This is a genomic window from Faucicola mancuniensis, from assembly GCF_046523945.1.
Classification (GTDB): domain Bacteria; phylum Pseudomonadota; class Gammaproteobacteria; order Pseudomonadales; family Moraxellaceae; genus Faucicola; species Faucicola mancuniensis.
The window spans coordinates 1,479,496-1,496,234 of sequence record NZ_CP171363.1 but is presented as its reverse complement, the minus strand read 5'-3'; the positions used below and the strand labels follow the sequence as shown (position 1 = coordinate 1,496,234).

Below are 16,739 nucleotides of genomic sequence, written 5' to 3'. Positions count from 1 at the left end.
TTTTGTTGATAAAAATTAAAAAAATGGTTGTTTAAATTATTTGACAGGATTGATTTGTAATACAAATCCCCACTTTTGCCAAAATTGGCTTTCTTCGTCCAAATCGGACAAAACCAAATCAATGTTATCGCCATTGCCAATAATGCCAAGTTGCCATTTTTTATCACCGGCAATATTTAGCGTTAATGTTAAATTCTCTTGCTTACTGCGATTACGATTAATTAAAACTGCTAAACGTAAAATTAAGGTTAAATACACCAAATCATTGCCAGCAATACTTTTAATCGTATCATAGCCTTCTGTTTTGAGTTTTCGGCGATGATATTGGAGCATGTGGGCAAGGCGATTTTTGTCAATTTGTGAAAAGCCGTCAATGTCCGAATACTGCACCAAATAGGCACTGTGGCGATGATATCCGCTATGCGACACCGCCAAACCAATCTCGTGCAAATATGCACCACGTCTTAAAATATCGCCATCTTCTTCGGTTAATGACAAAGTTCTTTGGACTTGTTCAAACAGATTTTGGGCGGTTTTGACGACACGGCGAGCTTGTTTAACATCAACGGAATAACGAGTCAAAAGTGCCTGCACACTGCGGTCACGCACATCTTCACTGGCAAAACGTCCAAGCATATCATACATCACGCCCTCACGCAATGCCCCATCAGAATAGGCAATCGTATCAATGCCTAGCACGCTCATAATCGCAAGCAACACCGCCACGCCAGCAGGTAGTACTGCTTTGCGGGTGTCTTTAACATCGGCAAAATTGATTTTATCAATATGCCCCATTTTTAGCAGTTGTTTTTGGAGATGTTTCACTCCTTTAAAGGTGATTTGCTCGTGTTCATCGGTCATACCAAGCCCTTGTAAAATCTGCTTGACCGCTTTAATCGTACCGCTTGAACCTGTGGCACTGTCCCAACCTGTTTTTTGGTAGGTTCGGCTAATCACCATAATTTCTTTACGAGCCGCCGCAATTGCCTGTTCAAAGGCTTTTTCGGTAATTTCACCATTGGCAAAAAAACGTTTTCTAAACGACACACAGCCCATTTGCAAACTTTCAGTCAAAATTGGCTCAAAACCTTTGCCAATAATAAATTCGGTAGAACCGCCACCAATATCCACGACCAAACGTTTATCGGTACTGGCATTGGTATGCGACACGCCTAGATAAATCAACCGAGCCTCTTCACGTCCTGCAATCACCTCAATCGGCTTTGGCAATACCGCATTGGCTCGCTCAATAAACACATTGGCATTTTTGGCTTGGCGTAACGTATTGGTCGCAACCACTCGCAACCGCTCTGGTGATACGGTGTCAAGCCTGCCAACAAAACGTGCCAAACACGCCACACCCCGCTCAATCGCCTCTTCAGTCAAATAGTTGTTTTCGTCAAGTCCTGCGGCAAGTTGCACTTTTTCGGACATAGACGCTAATTTTCGCACTTCATGATGGTCAAGGCGAGCAATCGCAAGGTGAAAACTGTTTGAACCCAAGTCAATCGCTGCCATCAGTTCATTATTTGCAAGTAAATTTGGCATAAGTCGCTACTTTTTTAATCAGCAAAATAAAAATTATCCTATTTTACGCATTTTTCGCCCTTTTTGCCAAATTTTTTGTGATATTTTGTTAAAAAATTTTATTTACCGCCAAAATTTTAAAGAGTATGTTATGATAAAACCCATCAAAAATCTGCCAAACGAGAAAAAAATGCAATCAAAACCCAAAATTATCTTTTTTGACATTGACGACACCCTATATATCAAAGTCCAAAATCGTATTCCAGACAGCACCATCACCGCTTTACAACAATTAAAAGCACAGGGCATTGTCATCGCGATTGCCACTGGGCGTGGTTTGGGTGTGTTTCCACCTACCGTTTATCAGTTAATTAATACCGTTGGTATAGATTTATTGGTAACGATTAATGGACAATATGTCCGCTATCAAGGCGAAACCTTGGTGCATTATCCATTAAAAAATGAACAAATTGAACAAGTTACCGATTATTTAGTACATGAAAAAATCGCTTATGCTTATATGACTGCTGAAAAAATCTTTGCATTAAGCGAAAGTTTTGCCCTAAAAAATGCGTTAAATTCGCTACGCATTCCTTACACTTTGGTTGAGCCAAATAATTTTGACAAAAGTTTGCCAATTTATCAGATTTTGGCATTTTATGATGACAATAGCACCGTTCAGTTACATCTGCCTGATAGCCTAAAAACAGTGCTTTGGCATTTAAGTGGTGTGGATATTTTGGATAAAAATGGCTCAAAAGCTCGTGGCATTGAATACGCCTTAAAAAAACTGGGTTTGAGCTTTACCGACGCTTGGGCGTTTGGCGATGGCTTAAATGATATTGAGATGTTACAATCGGTCGGTTTTGGTGTGGCGATGGGCAATGCTCACCCTGATTTAAAAGTGGTAGCAGACTTTGTTTGTCCTGCTATTACAGATGATGGGATTTATCAAGGTTTAAAAAATTTGGGGGTGATTTAAAAATAAAAAAGGATACGAAGCGTATCCTTTTTTTATAAATCAGTCTTTTTGCAACCAAACAATTATGGCTGAGTTACCACCACATTTTGGTCGGTATTGATAAAGATTTCCGAAGGACCATCAACCACCAAACGCACTTGATTTTCGTGAGCTTGCGTTGATTTATAATACGCATCTTGTGCTGGCGTACAGCCTAGGCAACGGTCTAAGGCTTGTGCAGGCTCTTCAACCAATACACGTCTTGCCTGTGCGGTATCGCCTGTCAGCAAGGTAAATGGCAAGCTCACCACATAAGCAGCCACACCGCCGACAACTGCCAAAGTCTGCAATGGCTTACCCACAGTCGCATCCGCCACCATTGAGCCATAAGTTGGACCAAAATTCTCTTCATCAATTTCAATCGCTGCAAAACTTGGGCTAACCGCAGTTAAGCTCAAAACAGTCGCAACTGCCAATTTTTGTAAAGCCTTCATAAAGCCTCCATGTTAAAAATTTTACGAATATTTGATTTTTTATCAATTTATTTATTGAACGATAAATTGTCAAACACTGTTTATTAAATTTTAAAAAATATTGCTACATTACAACAATTTTTTGCAAAATTAGCAAGTAAAATTATACATTTTTTGCGTTTTTTTGGATTAACGGTTAGTTTTTGGCAAAATTTGACATTTTGGACAAAAATTACTGGCACGTTGGGCGATTTTGACAGTTTCAATCGGCGTTTGGCACACAGGACACGGCTCGCCTTTATGTCCATAAACCAGTAAAGTTTGCTGAAAATAACCCGTCTTGCCTGCCCCAACGGTAAAGTCTTTTAAGGTCGTACCGCCTTGGGTGATGGCGTTTGCCAAAATGGTGCAAATATGCCCGACCAAAGTTGCCAACTGTTGTTTACTCAAAAGATTGGCAGGGGTCAAAGGGTGAATGTTACTCAAAAACAGACTTTCGGTCGCATAAATATTGCCCACACCCACGACAATTTGTTGTTCCATAATCACCGATTTGATGGGACGGTGAATGGGTTGTTTACGGTCGTGAATAGTTGCATAAAGATAATCGGCATGAAAATCGTCCGACAACGGCTCAACGCCTAGATGATGAAGCAGTTTGTCGGCATAATCATCAAGCCACAGCACCGCCCCAAATCGGCGTGGGTCGTGGTAATGCAGTTGCACCGCATTTTGTTCAAAGCTAAAAATCAGATGGTCGTGTTTGCGTTTGGCAAAGCCGTGTGGGTGCTGTTGCAAACTGCCTGACATACCCAAGTGTATTAGCAATTTTTTTTGAATATTATTGTTAATAAAAGTCAAAATTAAATATTTGGCTCGGCGTTCTACAGATTGTAGCTGACTGCCGATTAAGTCGGGCAAATCGTCTGGCATTTGCCAACGTAATTTGGGTTGAAAAATTTGTACTTGGGTAACGGTTTTGTTGAGTAAGGGCGTTAAGCTGGTAGCAGTGGTTTGGACTTCGGGTAATTCTGGCATTGTGATTCCAAAAAATCGTTTTGAATAAGGGTGAGTTTATGGTTCGGTTGGGTTTTTTGTTTTTAACAATTGGCGTAACAAGGTGATTTCTTTATCTTTTTGGGCAAGTAATTCGTTTTTGTGTTGGATAATCAGTTCTAATTTTTCTTTTTCAAAATCAAAGAAAAATCATGGCAACTTACACGGTTAAATATCAAAAAACAGGCTCAAATACTGTGTTTCATATGACCATCAATGCGAGCAGTGCAAGCCAAGCAAAAGAGCAAGTTAAATCAAAATATAACGGTCAAGTAAAAATTATTTCGGCTGTTGAACGTTAATTCAAATACGTCCAACTCAATTTTCCACGCAGTGCGTGGAAAATCTCAATATTTTGAAATTCTTGATAAATTCTTGATAAAGTTTCAAACAATAGCCTAAATGCCTTTTATTCCAACCCTTCCCAGATTGCTCGGTTAAAACTTTTGCCAAATTAGGAATAAGTTGTTTGCCATAATCCGCACGTTCACCTTGCAAAATATAATTCGCAATTCGCTCGCCAATGTGCCAGTACAAAAGTGTTAGTTCAGCATTGACCGTAACTGTAAGGTTTTGTTTGCTTTTTTGAATTAATCCAATGATTTTTTCTGTGAAATTTTGTTCTATTGTGATGATTGTCATAATTTAAATCTCAAAAATTAACGCCTACTTTTAATCACTACACAAATATCACCTTACAATCCTAAACAGCACTATTCCCTGATACAACTCGTCTTGCCAAGATAATACCATGCTGTTGTTCTAATTTGGCAAGCAGTTTGGATAACTGGCTTAAACCCGTTACTTCCACGCTAAAATTCAACCGAGCAATATCATCAACATCGCTTAACGTATCAACCCTACGAATGTTGGCATTTTCTTGGTCCATGATTCGGGTCAAATCCCTTAACAAACCACGTCTATCATACGCTTCCAAATAAATTTGTACCAGTTGCGATTTGCCTTTGTTGCCATACCACACCGCACTAATCGCACGCTCTGGCTCTTTTTGGATAAGCCGTTCGTACTCGGCACAGTCCACATGGTGAATGCTCACACCGTTAGATTGGGTGATAAAGCCTGCAATCGGCTCACCCTGCACAGGGTGGCAACAGCCCGCAAGTTTAATATCAATATTGTCCAGTCCGTCCACTTCTATCTTATAAGCGTCCAGTTTGCCTGTGGCTTTTGGGTGAACGCTTGGCACAAGCTCGGTTTCCACCACGTCAGGCTCAAGGTCAAGATGACGACTGATATACCCTGTCAAATCGTGCAATTCTACATTGCCATTGACCAAACCAACCAAAATATCGTCCGCATTTTTGGCATTAAAAAACTTGATATAATCGTTTAAATCAATGCTATTTGGGTGAACGGCAATCCTTGACAATTCTTTGGTTAAAATGTGTTTACCTGTTTCAATATTTTTGTCACGGTCTTGTTTATTAAACCATTGACGCAACTTGCCCCTTGCCCGACTGGTATTGATATAACCCAATGATGCAACCAGCCAATCACGGTTTGGTTCACGAGATTGTTTGGTGATGATTTCAACTTGTTCACCTGTTTTGAGTTGATAAGTGAGCGGTACATAACGCTGATTGACACGAGCGGCTTGAGCCCGATTGCCGACTTGGGTATGCACATAATAAGCAAAATCCAGCACGGTCGCCCCTTTTGGCAATTCAATGATATCACCGTCTTTGCTAAAGACATAAATCCGCTCAAACTCGCTAAAGTCCAAGTCGTTTTCATCGTCATCGTCTTTTTGTTTTTGTTGGTTTAAAACGGTTTTTAACGGGTCATTTTTGACGCTGTCGGCGGCTGGATTGTCTTGGTTTAACAAAATTTGACGCAGTGAGCTGATTTTTTGGGTCAAATAATCGTCTTTTTTGCTTTTTGTGCCTTCTTTATAATTGACATGGGCACACATACCAAGCTCGGCTTCGTAGTGCATTTCAAAGGTACGAATTTGTACTTCTAGTGATTTGTTTTCGGCAATTACAGCGGTGTGGAGTGAGCGATAACCGTTGGCTTTTGGGTTGGTAATATAATCGTCAAATTGGTCTGGAATGTGTCGCCATAGTCCATGTACCAAGCCCATGACGTGATAACATTCGGCATTGGTATTCACCAATACCCGCAACGCCCGAATGTCATACAGTTGGTCAAATGACAGCGATTTGAGCTTCATTTTGCGATAAATGGAATAAATGTGTTTCACACGCCCAGAGATTTCGCCTTGAATACCATGCTCAGCTAAGGCTTGGCGTAACTGCCCTGCGACACGCTCAATATAGCTTTCACGCTCACTGCGTTTTTCGTTGAGCAATTTGGCAATTTCTTTATAACGCTCTGGTGCAAGGTAACGAAATGATAAATCTTCCAATTCCCATTTTAATTGAGCAATCCCCAAACGGTGAGCCAATGGGGCATAAATCGTCATCACTTCTCGTGCCACACGTTGCTGACGCTCTGGGGTGGCAAATGATAACTCTCGCATGGCAAAGGTACGCTCGGCAAGTTTTATCAACACCACTCGCACGTCATTTGTCATGGAAATGAGCATACTATAAATGCCCGTTAATTGCTCTTTTTGGTTGTTGTTAAAATGGTCTTCTAAGCGTTTGTTATTTTCAATCAAATCGGACAAACGCCCAAGTTTTAAGGTTTCATTTACCAAATCTGCCACTTCATTGCCAAATTCGCTACGGATTTGTTTTTCACTCAACACCTTTTTACGAGCCGAACGGTACAGCATACCTGCGACCAACGTGGCTTCTTCTTGGTACAAATACGCCAAAATATCCGCCATGCCGACCCCTGTCAAAAAAGCATTAGACCGAGCTGAATGGGACTGCAAATCTTGAGCGGTTAAAATATCACAGGCTTTTTTTAGTTTTGGTAAAGAATCTTGGTGGCAACGCTTGGCAATCGCTGTCAGCCACGCATCAGTATCAATGATATATTCATCAATAATTTGGCTTGCCGAATCGGAAATCACAGGAAGCTCAGTATGGGTAAAATGGCGTTGCCCTGTGATATTTGCCAACATAGTTGCACTATCATGGTCGGCATCTACCCCATTAATTAGCGGTAAGCTATCACGAATTTTTACCATACAATTCTCCAATTTTTTGCCAATATTTTAACAAATTTTTTAACGCCCATTTTTTAACATTGTAACGTCAAATTTTTTAAATACAACCCTTGTTTTTCATTCACTTATGTTCTTTTTATGTTAAAGTATTCCTTTTTTGCCTAATGATAAAAAACCGCAATTAAGCAAAATTCAATTAACATTTTTCATTTATAATCTTGCACAAGTTTTGATTAGTATAGGTCATTTTGATGAAATTACCACTTATTTTTGTTAAAAAACAACCCTTTTTTTTGCTAAATTTTTGTTTGGCAAGCAGTTTTTTATTGACAGGTTGCGACCAAATCAAAGCCCTTATCGGCACACCAATGACGGACAATAGTTTATCTATTGAACAAATCAGCCATGCCATGCCAAACCGTAACCAACAAAAAACCGCTTGGGCGACCGATATTTACGACATTTTTAACACACTAAAAATTGAACGCACGCCCCAAAATATCTGTACCACCATTGCCGTGATTGACCAAGAGTCCAACTTTCAAGCCGACCCACCTGTCGCCAATCTTGGCAAAACCAGTCTAAACGCTTTAAACAGCGAATTAGAAGAAAAATTAGGCAAAACACTTGCCCCTTTTTTTCGTAAAATGCTCAAAAATGAACCGACCGTTGAGAATAGTTTTGAAAAACAAATTTTGGCAGTAAAAACCGAGCAACAGTTGGACAAAGTTTATCAGCAAATGTTTGCTCATTTTAGCCAAAAATATTATGCCAGTAAAATCACCAATGTTACCAAACTTATCGGTGGCGATATTGCCGAAAAACTTGACCCCATTACCACGCTTGGCAGTATGCAGGTGCATATCAATTATGCCAAAGACAACCGCCGAAACAATGGCAATAACGAAGAGCTTCGCCGCGATTTGTACACGCAGTACGGCGGGCTGTATTATGGTATTCATCGGCTGATGCGGTATCAGATGGATTATCCAGAGCCGATTTATCGCTTTGCCGATTATAATTCTGGCGTGTATTCCAGTCGCAATGCAGGTTTTCAAAAAATGCTTGCTGAATTGAGCGGACAAAAAATTGATTTTGATGGCGATTTGTTAATTTATAAAAGTGGCAATACGGTGAGCGATAATTTAAGCCAAAGCGAAAAGGCGTTGCAAGCGATGACGGCTCAAGGGTTTTTGCAATTAACGCCACGCCAAATCCGCAGTGATTTAAGCAAAGAAAAAAGCCAAAAATTTAGCGAAACCGAAGTGTATCGCACGATTGGTAGTCTTTATAAGATGAAAACCAATAAAGACCCCATCACAGCGATGATGCCACAGGTGGTCATCTCTGGGGCAAAGCTGAGCAAAGATTATAACACCAAATGGTATGCCGATAACGTCAATCGGCGATATTTGGCGTGTATGAAAAAAGTGCAAAGCTGATTGTCAAACCGCTTGATTGCTTTGTAAACGTTGGCGAATCAATAGCTCAACATTCTTTAATAATTGCTGACAATTGTCATCATTTTTGGCTTGGCTAAAGGTTGGGCTTGTTGCCAAAATTTTGGGAACATCAAGCCCATTTAACGGCGTATCATCGCTAAAATGGTCAAGTTTTGGCAAATCGTCCAAATAGCCAACCACATCATCAAGCGTTAAAAATCTGCCATGCAAATCAAAACCCACATTCAAAATCCGTCCACCAATATCCGCCATACGGTCGTGAATATGCCCATGCAGATGATAATAACCCTTGTGGCAACCGTCCCATTCGGCAATCGGATAATGAAATAAAATCAATGTCTTAGCCTGTTCTTTTAATTGCAACTTCAAATAACTTTGAGCCGAACTTAACACAGGATTGCCGTCTTGCTTTTGGGTGGTTAAAAATTTCTCAAGGTGATTTTGCACAATATCATCATGATTGCCAAAAATCAGATGATGACGACCGTTAAGCTGTTTTAATACATCAAAAATCTCACGCAAATTGTGCGAAAAAGTCAAATCACCCAAATTATACACCTCATCGTCCACGCCCACCGTGTCATTCCACAGCTCAATCATATAGCTATCGAGTGTATCGATGTCGCCGTTTGCGGTGGGTTGTGGGCGTGTGTGGGGACAGAATTTTGCAATATTTCGGTGCGAAAAATGCAAATCTGATGTGAAAAAAATCTTACCCATTGTTTTAATATCTCTTTAATCTTTTAAATTGTATGTTATCAAATCAAATAAATGCTCGATATCCGTGTAAATTTCATTACTCTTGCAATATTGTTGCGTAATACCGCTATCGAGATTTAAAATTTGTTCGATAAAATAATCTCGATTATCTTTATCAAACAACCAATTTGTCACAATCTCTTCATAAGTTGGTTTGTCATGAGCAAAATTACTAGTAAAACCATGACACCACCATGAATACGTTGAATCAATATAATGGATAATCGCTTGTGGCGTTTCGGTATCTCGCCAACGCTGTAAAAAAGGCTGAATATCAATATGAGCCTTATGAAATATCAATAAAGTCGTCAAAATATCAATATATTGGCTAAAAACAGCTTCAGTTTCCCAACAATAGACCTTAAGTATTTCGTCCAAATAGGCATCAGCAAATTTTTGCCAAACAGCGAGTTCCTTTGGTGAAAAACTGTCTTTTGCACAGTTTTCAACACGCACAAAATTTAACTCGGTTGAATGATAAAGCTCTTCGCCTTGTACAAATAATTCAATCATTCTTGGTAAAAAATATTTGATTTCATTTGGATTTTCTTCTGAATTTTTGGCAGATGTGTTATATTCATACAATTGTTTTTGGGTTAATTCTTTTAACGGCAAAGTAACCAAATCGTTGGCGATTTTTGGACTAACGCAACATTCATAACAAATGTTAAGCGGTGGCTTGGGAGTAGGATATTTCTCAAACGCTCGATAACATTCGTCAATAATTGATTTTAAACTTTGATAAACTTTATTCATCAGTCCAATTTTTCCAAAAACTGTTGCACAAAGGTGATTTTGCCAAGCTCATCCAACGCATTAAACGCCTCTTTATTCACCTTGATATAATCCACCAGCGGATAATATTCTTCGTCTACGTTTTGCTTGTTGAGTTTACTTGCCAAATTTTTATCTTGACTGCGACCAAAAAATTTTGACACCAAATAAAACGGTGATTTGAGTTTAAATAATAGTTCACCGCTTTGACTGTCAAACACCATAAAACCTTCGTGTTTGACTGTTTTAAGCAAATTTTTTAACTCACCAAAAGCGATTTTTTTAATCGTTTCAGGACGTTTTAAGCCAAATTTTTCGCCAATTTCGTCAAGCCGTGTTTCGCTAAATTGCTCGCCTGTTGCCACATCAATCACGCCAATTAAGGTTTCGCCAAAATTTTCATTGATGATATGCACATCTTCTGGGTCGGTGATTTCAAACAAAAAGGTATGGTTAGGGAATTGTTTAAACACGTTTTCGTATTGTTCGCAATGATTTTTGGTCATTTCGACAAAACTGCTATCCAGCGAACCTGTGGTGGAATACAACACTTTTTTATCAAAATCGGCGTTAAAACTTGGGTGATTTTTAGCCAAATCAACATAAGTACACACGCCCAAAAAGCCGTTCACTTTCACCACCGCATTGACCAAACGTTCATCAGCAATGGCAATCGGATAGGGACTGTTTTTGGCAATGCGTTCAAAATAATTAAACACTTTTTTAAACGGACGCACGATAATTTGATGATGTTTATCAATCACCAAGCCACGCATTTCAAGCAGGGCATTGTCAAAACGATTTTCATAAAACACATGACGAGCGTATTTTAAAACGTACAAATCTGGATAAGTACGGCTTTGTTTTTTCACAAAATTTTTGCGAGCAAAGGTCAAATAATCTTCGGTAACAAAAGTATTTTGCGTCTCATCAAAGGGTAGTTTACCCTTGCTAAAGGTGTGCATTTTATCCACGAATGCTTGCGTTTCATCGTCAATCGGCTTAACGGCAGGGACGTGGATTTCATCACGCAATTTGTTGTTGTTCAAATTGACATACGCAGTCAGCACGTCCGCCCGTTTGACGTTGTGAGTGTTGTCAAAAAAGTTGTGCAAACGGTAAATTTCCACGTCAAAACCGAACCTTTTCGCCATGGTAATCAAATGGATACAAGCGGACGATTTTTGATTGGTGTTAGAATTGACAATCAAAATATCTTGGCTTGGGTTTTGTTGCCCTTGTTTTAAAGCGTTTTTAAAGGTGGCGAGATTTTGGCGTTGAGCCTTGTCCACCAAATCGCCCGACCAGCGATATACGCCATTTTCATCGGTCAAAAGTAGGTCATTTTCTAAGTGAATGATGGTGGCGTGGGGGAATTTTTCGGCAAATTCGGTCAATTTTTGCTTGGCAAAGGTGGTTTTGCCAGAGCCTTGATGCCCACGAATTAAGATAAATTTTTGCATAACGAACCCTTAATTTATTGATTTTTAACAATAAAAATGAAAATGCAAAATTTTGAAAATTTAAATCAACCATTTTAGATACGAATTACATTCGCCCAAAATTTGGGAAAATTTAAATCATCACAAAAATTTTACACAGAAAAAAACGACAATTTTTGTGAGAAAAATTGTGGTTGCACGCAGGGTCGTAGTTCAGGAATTATATAATTTTCACTCTTTTAAAATTATATAAATGTGGAATCACCATTGACAAAAGTAGATAAATTTTTGTCAATGGTGGAATTTTAAGGGAAAAGATTTGGTTTTGTCAAGTCATTTTTAAAAACTATTTTGAAAAACAGGCTTAAAAAATAAATCTTCTTATCTTTACTCAAATTTGAATTTTTAACAATTTATTACACAATACAAACTGGAGAAACACTGTAAAATCATCAATTTGTGGTAAAATGCCTTCAAATTTTATACTAACTATTTACTTTAGGAATGATTATGACAGCACCACAAACCAATGGTTATACTTTTAACCACACCATGCTTCGTGTCAAAGACCCAAAACAATCTTTGGCGTTTTATCAAGACGTGTTAGGCATGACTTTTTTACACAAAAAGAGCTACCCTGATGCCGAGTTTGATTTGTATTTTTTGGCAAAATTAAGCGATGATGAACTAAAAAATCTGCCAAGCGATGAACAAAAACGTGCCGAATACACTTTTAGTCAGCGTGGCGTGCTAGAATTGACCCACAATTATGGCACAGAAAACCAAGCAGACTTTGCTTATCACAATGGCAACAGCGAGCCACGTGGTTTTGGACATATTTGTTTTGCTGTGCCAGATTTGGCAAAGGCAGTGGCATGGTTTGACCAAAATAACGTAGTATTTCAAAAACGCCCAGAAGATGGCTCAATGAAAAATATTGCCTTTATCAAAGACCCAGACGGCTATTGGATTGAAATCGTACAAGCCAATACCATGAATTAATTTTAAAAAACTTGTTAAAATTAATTAAATGATGGGGAAAATATTCGCCCATCATTTTTTATTTGTTAATCATTATCTCGTCTAAATACCCAGTTTAGTTCATCTGATAAATCCGCCACAAAATAATAGCCTTCTAAATCAAAGTTTTTTAAATCTTGCACATTGGTGATATTGTTTTGGCAAGCATATCGCACCATCAAGCCACGGGCTTTTTTGGCATAAAAACTCACCACTTTATACACACCATTTTTACCATCTTCAAAACGTGGGGTGATGATATCGGCGTTGATTTTTTTGGGATTGACCGCTTTAAAATATTCGTTGGACGCAAGGTTAATCAAGGTATGATGATTGGCATTTTGCATACGCTGATTGATTAAATCGGTAATGCTGTCGCCCCAAAATTGGTACAAATTATTACCTTTGGGATTTTTTAATTTTGTTCCCATTTCCAAACGATAGGCAAGCATTAAATCTAATGGTTTTAATAAACCGTACAAGCCTGACAAAATGCCAAGATGTTCATTTAAGTAATTGATTTGACTGGTATTTAAATGATAAGCGTCCAGCCCTATATAAACATCACCGTCAAACAAATAAACGGCAGGTTTTGCCGAATGTTTTGTGTCAAAAGGTTTATCATCATGCCACGCCCACGCTTGATTACGTTGAACGTTAAGTTCTGCCAAATCATGCGAAATTTTCATCAGTGCCATCAAATCGGTCGGTTCTAATGGTTTTAAAGTAGCCATCAGTTCGCAAGATTGATTGATTAAGGTTGGCTGACTAAAATGCTTTGCCAAATCGGTTGGAAAATCAGATTTTTCATTTAAATTTTTGGCAGGGGATAATAAAAAATACATAAAACACCTGTTAAGTTTTTTAAAAATGTTTTAACAATTAATCAAGATAATGCCAGTCAGGACGCTTGGTAACAAGGCATAACAATTCATAACTAATCGTGCCATTCCATTCGGCAACTTTGTCAATCGGTAGTTGATTGCCCCACAGTTCAACCGTTGTGCCAACGCCAATATCCATACCTGTGATATCCACCATCAACATATCCATCGCCACACGTCCAATAATAGGCAAATGTCTGCTATTGGCAATTACATAAGCGTCATCGCTTACCACACGTGGATAGCCGTCCGCATAACCAACGCTAACAATGCCGATTTGACAAGCTTTGCTTGCTTGCCAACGGCTACCATAGCCGACACAGTCGCCCACCGCCAAATCGTGAATGGCGATGATACTTGCGGTAAATTGCATGACGTTTTTTAGGTTTAATGCGTCTGCCGTTTGCTCGGCAATGGGGGTCGCACCGTACAGCATAATGCCTGCTCGCACCCAGTCATAATGCTGATTGGTAAAATTGACAATCCCTGCCGAATTGCACAATGAGCCTTGAATATTCGAGCTAACTTGTTGGCGTAAAGTTGTCAAAACCTTGTCAAAAATGGCAATTTGATTTAGGTTGCTTGGGTGATTTTTGACATCGGCATTGGCAAAATGACTGATTAAAATCAGCTCGTAACCTTTATCGGTTAATTGTTTGGCAATATCAACAATCTCATCGGCTTTAAAGCCCAAACGGTTCATGCCTGTGTTTAGTTTTAGCCAAATGGTTGGTTTCTTATATTGATGATTATAATTTAACACCCAGTTAAGCTGTTCTTTATGATGAACAACACATTGCAAATCATGTGAACAGGCGTATTGCCACTCTTCAAGGCTAAAAGCCCCTTCAATTAACACAATCGGTTTTTGCCAGCCAGCTTGTTGCAAAGGAATGGCTTCTTTTAAGCAAGCGACCGCCAACGCATCGGCAGACGTGAGTGCAGGCAAACACTCCACCGCCCCATGACCGTATGCATTGGCTTTTACCATTGCTAAAACTTTGGCGTTGGGGGCGTGATGTTTGGCGATTTGTAAGTTATGCTTAAGAGCAGATAAGTCAATATAAACGTGAGTATTTCGCATAATGTCATCTAATATGGTTGGGGTTATTCGTTCGCCTCGCTAAAGGCATTGCCTTGGTACATCTCTGGGGTCAGATTGACAAAACGGGTAAAATGCCCCTGAAAGCCTAGACGTATCGTGCCAATCGGTCCATTACGCTGCTTGCCAATGATGACCTCAGCAATGCCCTTTTGGTCGGATTTTTCATTATACACCTCATCACGGTAAATAAACATGATTAAATCGGCATCTTGTTCAATCGCACCCGATTCACGCAAATCGGACATGATGGGTCGTTTATTTGGACGATTTTCAAGACTTCGGTTTAATTGGGATAAGGCGACCACGGGGCATTTCATTTCACGAGCCAATGCCTTTAAACTGCGAGAAATCTCAGAAATTTCGGCAACGCGATTGCCATCAAGCCCCGGCACTTTCATCAATTGCAAATAATCCACCATCACCATGCCAAGTTTGCCATCGTGGTCTTTGGCAATTCTACGACAGCGAGAGCGCACCTCAGACGGCGGCAAGGCGGTACTGTCATCAATGTACAATTTTTTTTCTTCTAAACGCAGCACTGTACTAATTAAATTTTGCCATTCTTGTTCGTCCATTTGCCCAGATCGCAAATGCCCTTGATGAATACCCCCACAAGACGATAACAAACGCATGGTGATGGATTCTGACGGCATTTCCATAGAAAACACCACCACAGGCAAATCGGTATGGTCTAAAATCCCTTCCACCAAATTCATCGCAAACGTGGTCTTACCCATAGAAGGACGTCCTGCCACGATAATTAAATCGCCTTCTTGCAAACCTTGTGTTTTATTATTTAGCTCTTCAAAAGGTGTTTGTAGTCCAATTAACCCATCAGGACGGCTTTTTAATTCTTGCACAGTCTCCACCACATTGGCAAGCACACCATCTAACCGTGTAGGTCCTTTATGAGTTGAGCCACGATTGTGCTGCTCATTAATCGCAAAAATCTCACTTTCAGCCCTATCTAAGAGCTCTCTCACCGAGCGTCCCTTTGGGTCGTATGCAGTTTCCAGCATATCATTGCCCGCCTTGATAATCTGACGCAAGGTAGAAAACTCACGCACACGCTGCGCATAGGCTGTCAAATTAAACAAAGTCGCAGGACTTTGCGACAAAATCTCGCTCACATACGCCATGCCGCCCACTTTGTCCAAAAATTTTTGCGATTCAAGCCAATCCACCACCATCACCACATCATAAGGCTCATTGGCATTGGACAAATGCCGAATCGCATCAAAAATTAACTGATGACGCTTGGCATAAAAATCTTGTGAACTGATAATATCCGAAATACGGTCAAAACTTTCTTCTAAAGTCATGAGCGATGCCAACACCGACTTTTCAAGGTCAATGCTATGCGGTTTGTGTTGGGTTAAATCATTGATGTGAACATTATTATTCTTTTGTTGATTGGTATCTTTTGATGGATTTTCGGTAGTAGTTACTGTGTTATCGCTATCATTTGCACTATTATTGGTGGGATTATTCTCGGACATGGGTTTTCTCAAATACATTTCTTCTGCAATTTTGGAAGATAACTATACCCAATTTTTAGGCAAAAAACCAATGAAAATTTTTAAAAAATCTCTGTTTTATTCATCAAAAAATCAATGATAAAATCCCTTGATTTTTGCAAAATAAAAAAAGAGATAACCGAAATTATCTCTTTTTTGTAGTTTGGCTTTTTTAAAGTTTAACAAACTTAAATCAATTAAGCGTTGCTTTCTTCTGCCAAAATCGTTACCAAAATGTTGGTCATGATATCGTGGTGTAATTGGATATCCACATTGTATTCGCCAACATTACGCAATGCACCTTCAGGTAATTTAACTTCTGAACGGTCAACTGGCAAGCCAGATTTTGTCAAAGCGTCAGCAATATCACGAGTACCGATAGAGCCGAATAGTTTGCCTTCATCACCAGATTTTGCACGAATGATAACGTTCACATCTTGCAATGCTTCAGCACGTGCATTGGCTTCTGCCAATTCTTGTGCTTCTTGCTTTTCTAGTTCTGCACGGCGTGCTTCAAATTTTTGAATGTTTGCTTCGGTTGCTGGTAGTGCTTTGCCTTGTGGAACAAGGTAGTTACGACCGTAACCTGCTTTTACGTTTACTGTATCACCTAGTTTACCTAAGTTAGCGATACGTTGTAATAAAATAACTTGCATAT

General features: G+C 39.4%; 16 protein-coding genes. 4 read left to right on the top strand and 12 right to left on the bottom strand.

Annotated features, from left to right (window positions below; genetic code table 11):
- Window positions 1-36: 36 nt before the first annotated feature.
- Window positions 37-1,548, bottom strand: a complete 1,512-nt coding sequence (gene ppx, locus ACGTJS_RS07325) for an exopolyphosphatase (protein ID WP_410471603.1) — start codon at window positions 1,546-1,548, stop codon at window positions 37-39.
- A 130-nt stretch (window positions 1,549-1,678) separates the two neighbouring features.
- Between ppx and ACGTJS_RS07320 the strand changes: the two genes are divergently transcribed.
- Complete coding sequence (locus tag ACGTJS_RS07320; protein WP_315041648.1) at window positions 1,679-2,509, top strand: Cof-type HAD-IIB family hydrolase; 831 nt, start codon at window positions 1,679-1,681, stop codon at window positions 2,507-2,509.
- 62 nt (window positions 2,510-2,571) lie between these two features.
- Here the strand turns inward: ACGTJS_RS07320 and ACGTJS_RS07315 are convergent, their stop codons facing one another.
- Window positions 2,572-2,982: a hypothetical protein gene (locus tag ACGTJS_RS07315; RefSeq protein WP_315041649.1), complete on the bottom strand. Its 411-nt coding sequence runs from the start codon at window positions 2,980-2,982 to the stop codon at window positions 2,572-2,574.
- A gap of 168 nt (window positions 2,983-3,150) precedes the next feature.
- Window positions 3,151-3,999: a bifunctional DNA-formamidopyrimidine glycosylase/DNA-(apurinic or apyrimidinic site) lyase gene (mutM, locus tag ACGTJS_RS07310; RefSeq protein WP_410471602.1), complete on the bottom strand. Its 849-nt coding sequence runs from the start codon at window positions 3,997-3,999 to the stop codon at window positions 3,151-3,153.
- 170 nt (window positions 4,000-4,169) lie between these two features.
- On the opposite strand from mutM, the gene ACGTJS_RS07305 reads away from it, so the two are divergent.
- On the top strand, window positions 4,170-4,319 hold the full coding sequence (locus tag ACGTJS_RS07305) for a hypothetical protein (protein ID WP_410471601.1): 150 nt from the start codon (window positions 4,170-4,172) through the stop codon (window positions 4,317-4,319).
- 16 nt (window positions 4,320-4,335) lie between these two features.
- On the opposite strand, the gene ACGTJS_RS07300 is transcribed toward ACGTJS_RS07305, so the two are convergent.
- Entirely contained in the window at window positions 4,336-4,659 is a 324-nt protein-coding gene (locus ACGTJS_RS07300; protein ID WP_315041653.1) for a DUF1016 N-terminal domain-containing protein, read from the bottom strand.
- Between the two features lie 61 nt (window positions 4,660-4,720).
- Complete coding sequence (locus ACGTJS_RS07295; protein ID WP_410471600.1) at window positions 4,721-7,138, bottom strand: RelA/SpoT family protein; 2,418 nt, start codon at window positions 7,136-7,138, stop codon at window positions 4,721-4,723.
- Window positions 7,139-7,368: 230 nt separating this feature from the next.
- Between ACGTJS_RS07295 and ACGTJS_RS07290 the strand changes: the two genes are divergently transcribed.
- The gene (locus ACGTJS_RS07290; RefSeq protein ID WP_410471599.1) at window positions 7,369-8,559 is read left to right on the top strand and encodes a DUF1615 family protein; all 1,191 of its coding nucleotides are present in this window, start codon (window positions 7,369-7,371) and stop codon (window positions 8,557-8,559) included.
- A 3-nt stretch (window positions 8,560-8,562) separates the two neighbouring features.
- Here ACGTJS_RS07290 and ACGTJS_RS07285 read toward each other — a convergent pair whose 3' ends face one another.
- Genes ACGTJS_RS07285 through ACGTJS_RS07275 form a run of 3 tightly spaced genes read right to left on the bottom strand, consistent with a single transcriptional unit; the run spans window position 8,563 to window position 11,576 of the window.
- On the bottom strand, window positions 8,563-9,300 hold the full coding sequence (locus ACGTJS_RS07285) for a phosphoesterase (protein WP_410471598.1): 738 nt from the start codon (window positions 9,298-9,300) through the stop codon (window positions 8,563-8,565).
- Window positions 9,301-9,315: 15 nt separating this feature from the next.
- On the bottom strand, window positions 9,316-10,095 hold the full coding sequence (locus ACGTJS_RS07280) for a hypothetical protein (RefSeq protein ID WP_315041658.1): 780 nt from the start codon (window positions 10,093-10,095) through the stop codon (window positions 9,316-9,318).
- On the bottom strand, window positions 10,095-11,576 hold the full coding sequence (locus ACGTJS_RS07275) for an RNA ligase (RefSeq protein ID WP_410471597.1): 1,482 nt from the start codon (window positions 11,574-11,576) through the stop codon (window positions 10,095-10,097). The genes ACGTJS_RS07280 and ACGTJS_RS07275 overlap by 1 nt, the downstream gene beginning before the upstream one ends.
- Before the next feature lie 483 nt (window positions 11,577-12,059).
- On the opposite strand from ACGTJS_RS07275, the gene gloA reads away from it, so the two are divergent.
- Window positions 12,060-12,557 carry a lactoylglutathione lyase gene (gloA, locus tag ACGTJS_RS07270; protein WP_410471596.1) on the top strand — a complete coding sequence of 166 codons (498 nt, stop codon included), beginning with the start codon at window positions 12,060-12,062 and terminating at the stop codon, window positions 12,555-12,557.
- Between the two features lie 65 nt (window positions 12,558-12,622).
- Here the strand turns inward: gloA and yaaA are convergent, their stop codons facing one another.
- The 4 genes from yaaA to rplI all read right to left on the bottom strand — a co-directional run bounded on the left by yaaA (window position 12,623) and on the right by rplI (window position 16,737).
- Window positions 12,623-13,420, bottom strand: a complete 798-nt coding sequence (gene yaaA / locus ACGTJS_RS07265) for a peroxide stress protein YaaA (RefSeq protein WP_315041666.1) — start codon at window positions 13,418-13,420, stop codon at window positions 12,623-12,625.
- A gap of 37 nt (window positions 13,421-13,457) precedes the next feature.
- Window positions 13,458-14,543 carry an alanine racemase gene (gene alr, locus ACGTJS_RS07260; protein WP_410471595.1) on the bottom strand — a complete coding sequence of 362 codons (1,086 nt, stop codon included), beginning with the start codon at window positions 14,541-14,543 and terminating at the stop codon, window positions 13,458-13,460.
- A 23-nt stretch (window positions 14,544-14,566) separates the two neighbouring features.
- Window positions 14,567-16,063, bottom strand: coding sequence for a replicative DNA helicase (gene dnaB / locus ACGTJS_RS07255; protein ID WP_410471594.1), 1,497 nt, complete (start codon window positions 16,061-16,063; stop codon window positions 14,567-14,569).
- 215 nt (window positions 16,064-16,278) lie between these two features.
- Complete coding sequence (gene rplI, locus ACGTJS_RS07250; protein ID WP_315041673.1) at window positions 16,279-16,737, bottom strand: 50S ribosomal protein L9; 459 nt, start codon at window positions 16,735-16,737, stop codon at window positions 16,279-16,281.
- Between the last annotated feature and the right edge of the window lie 2 nt (window positions 16,738-16,739).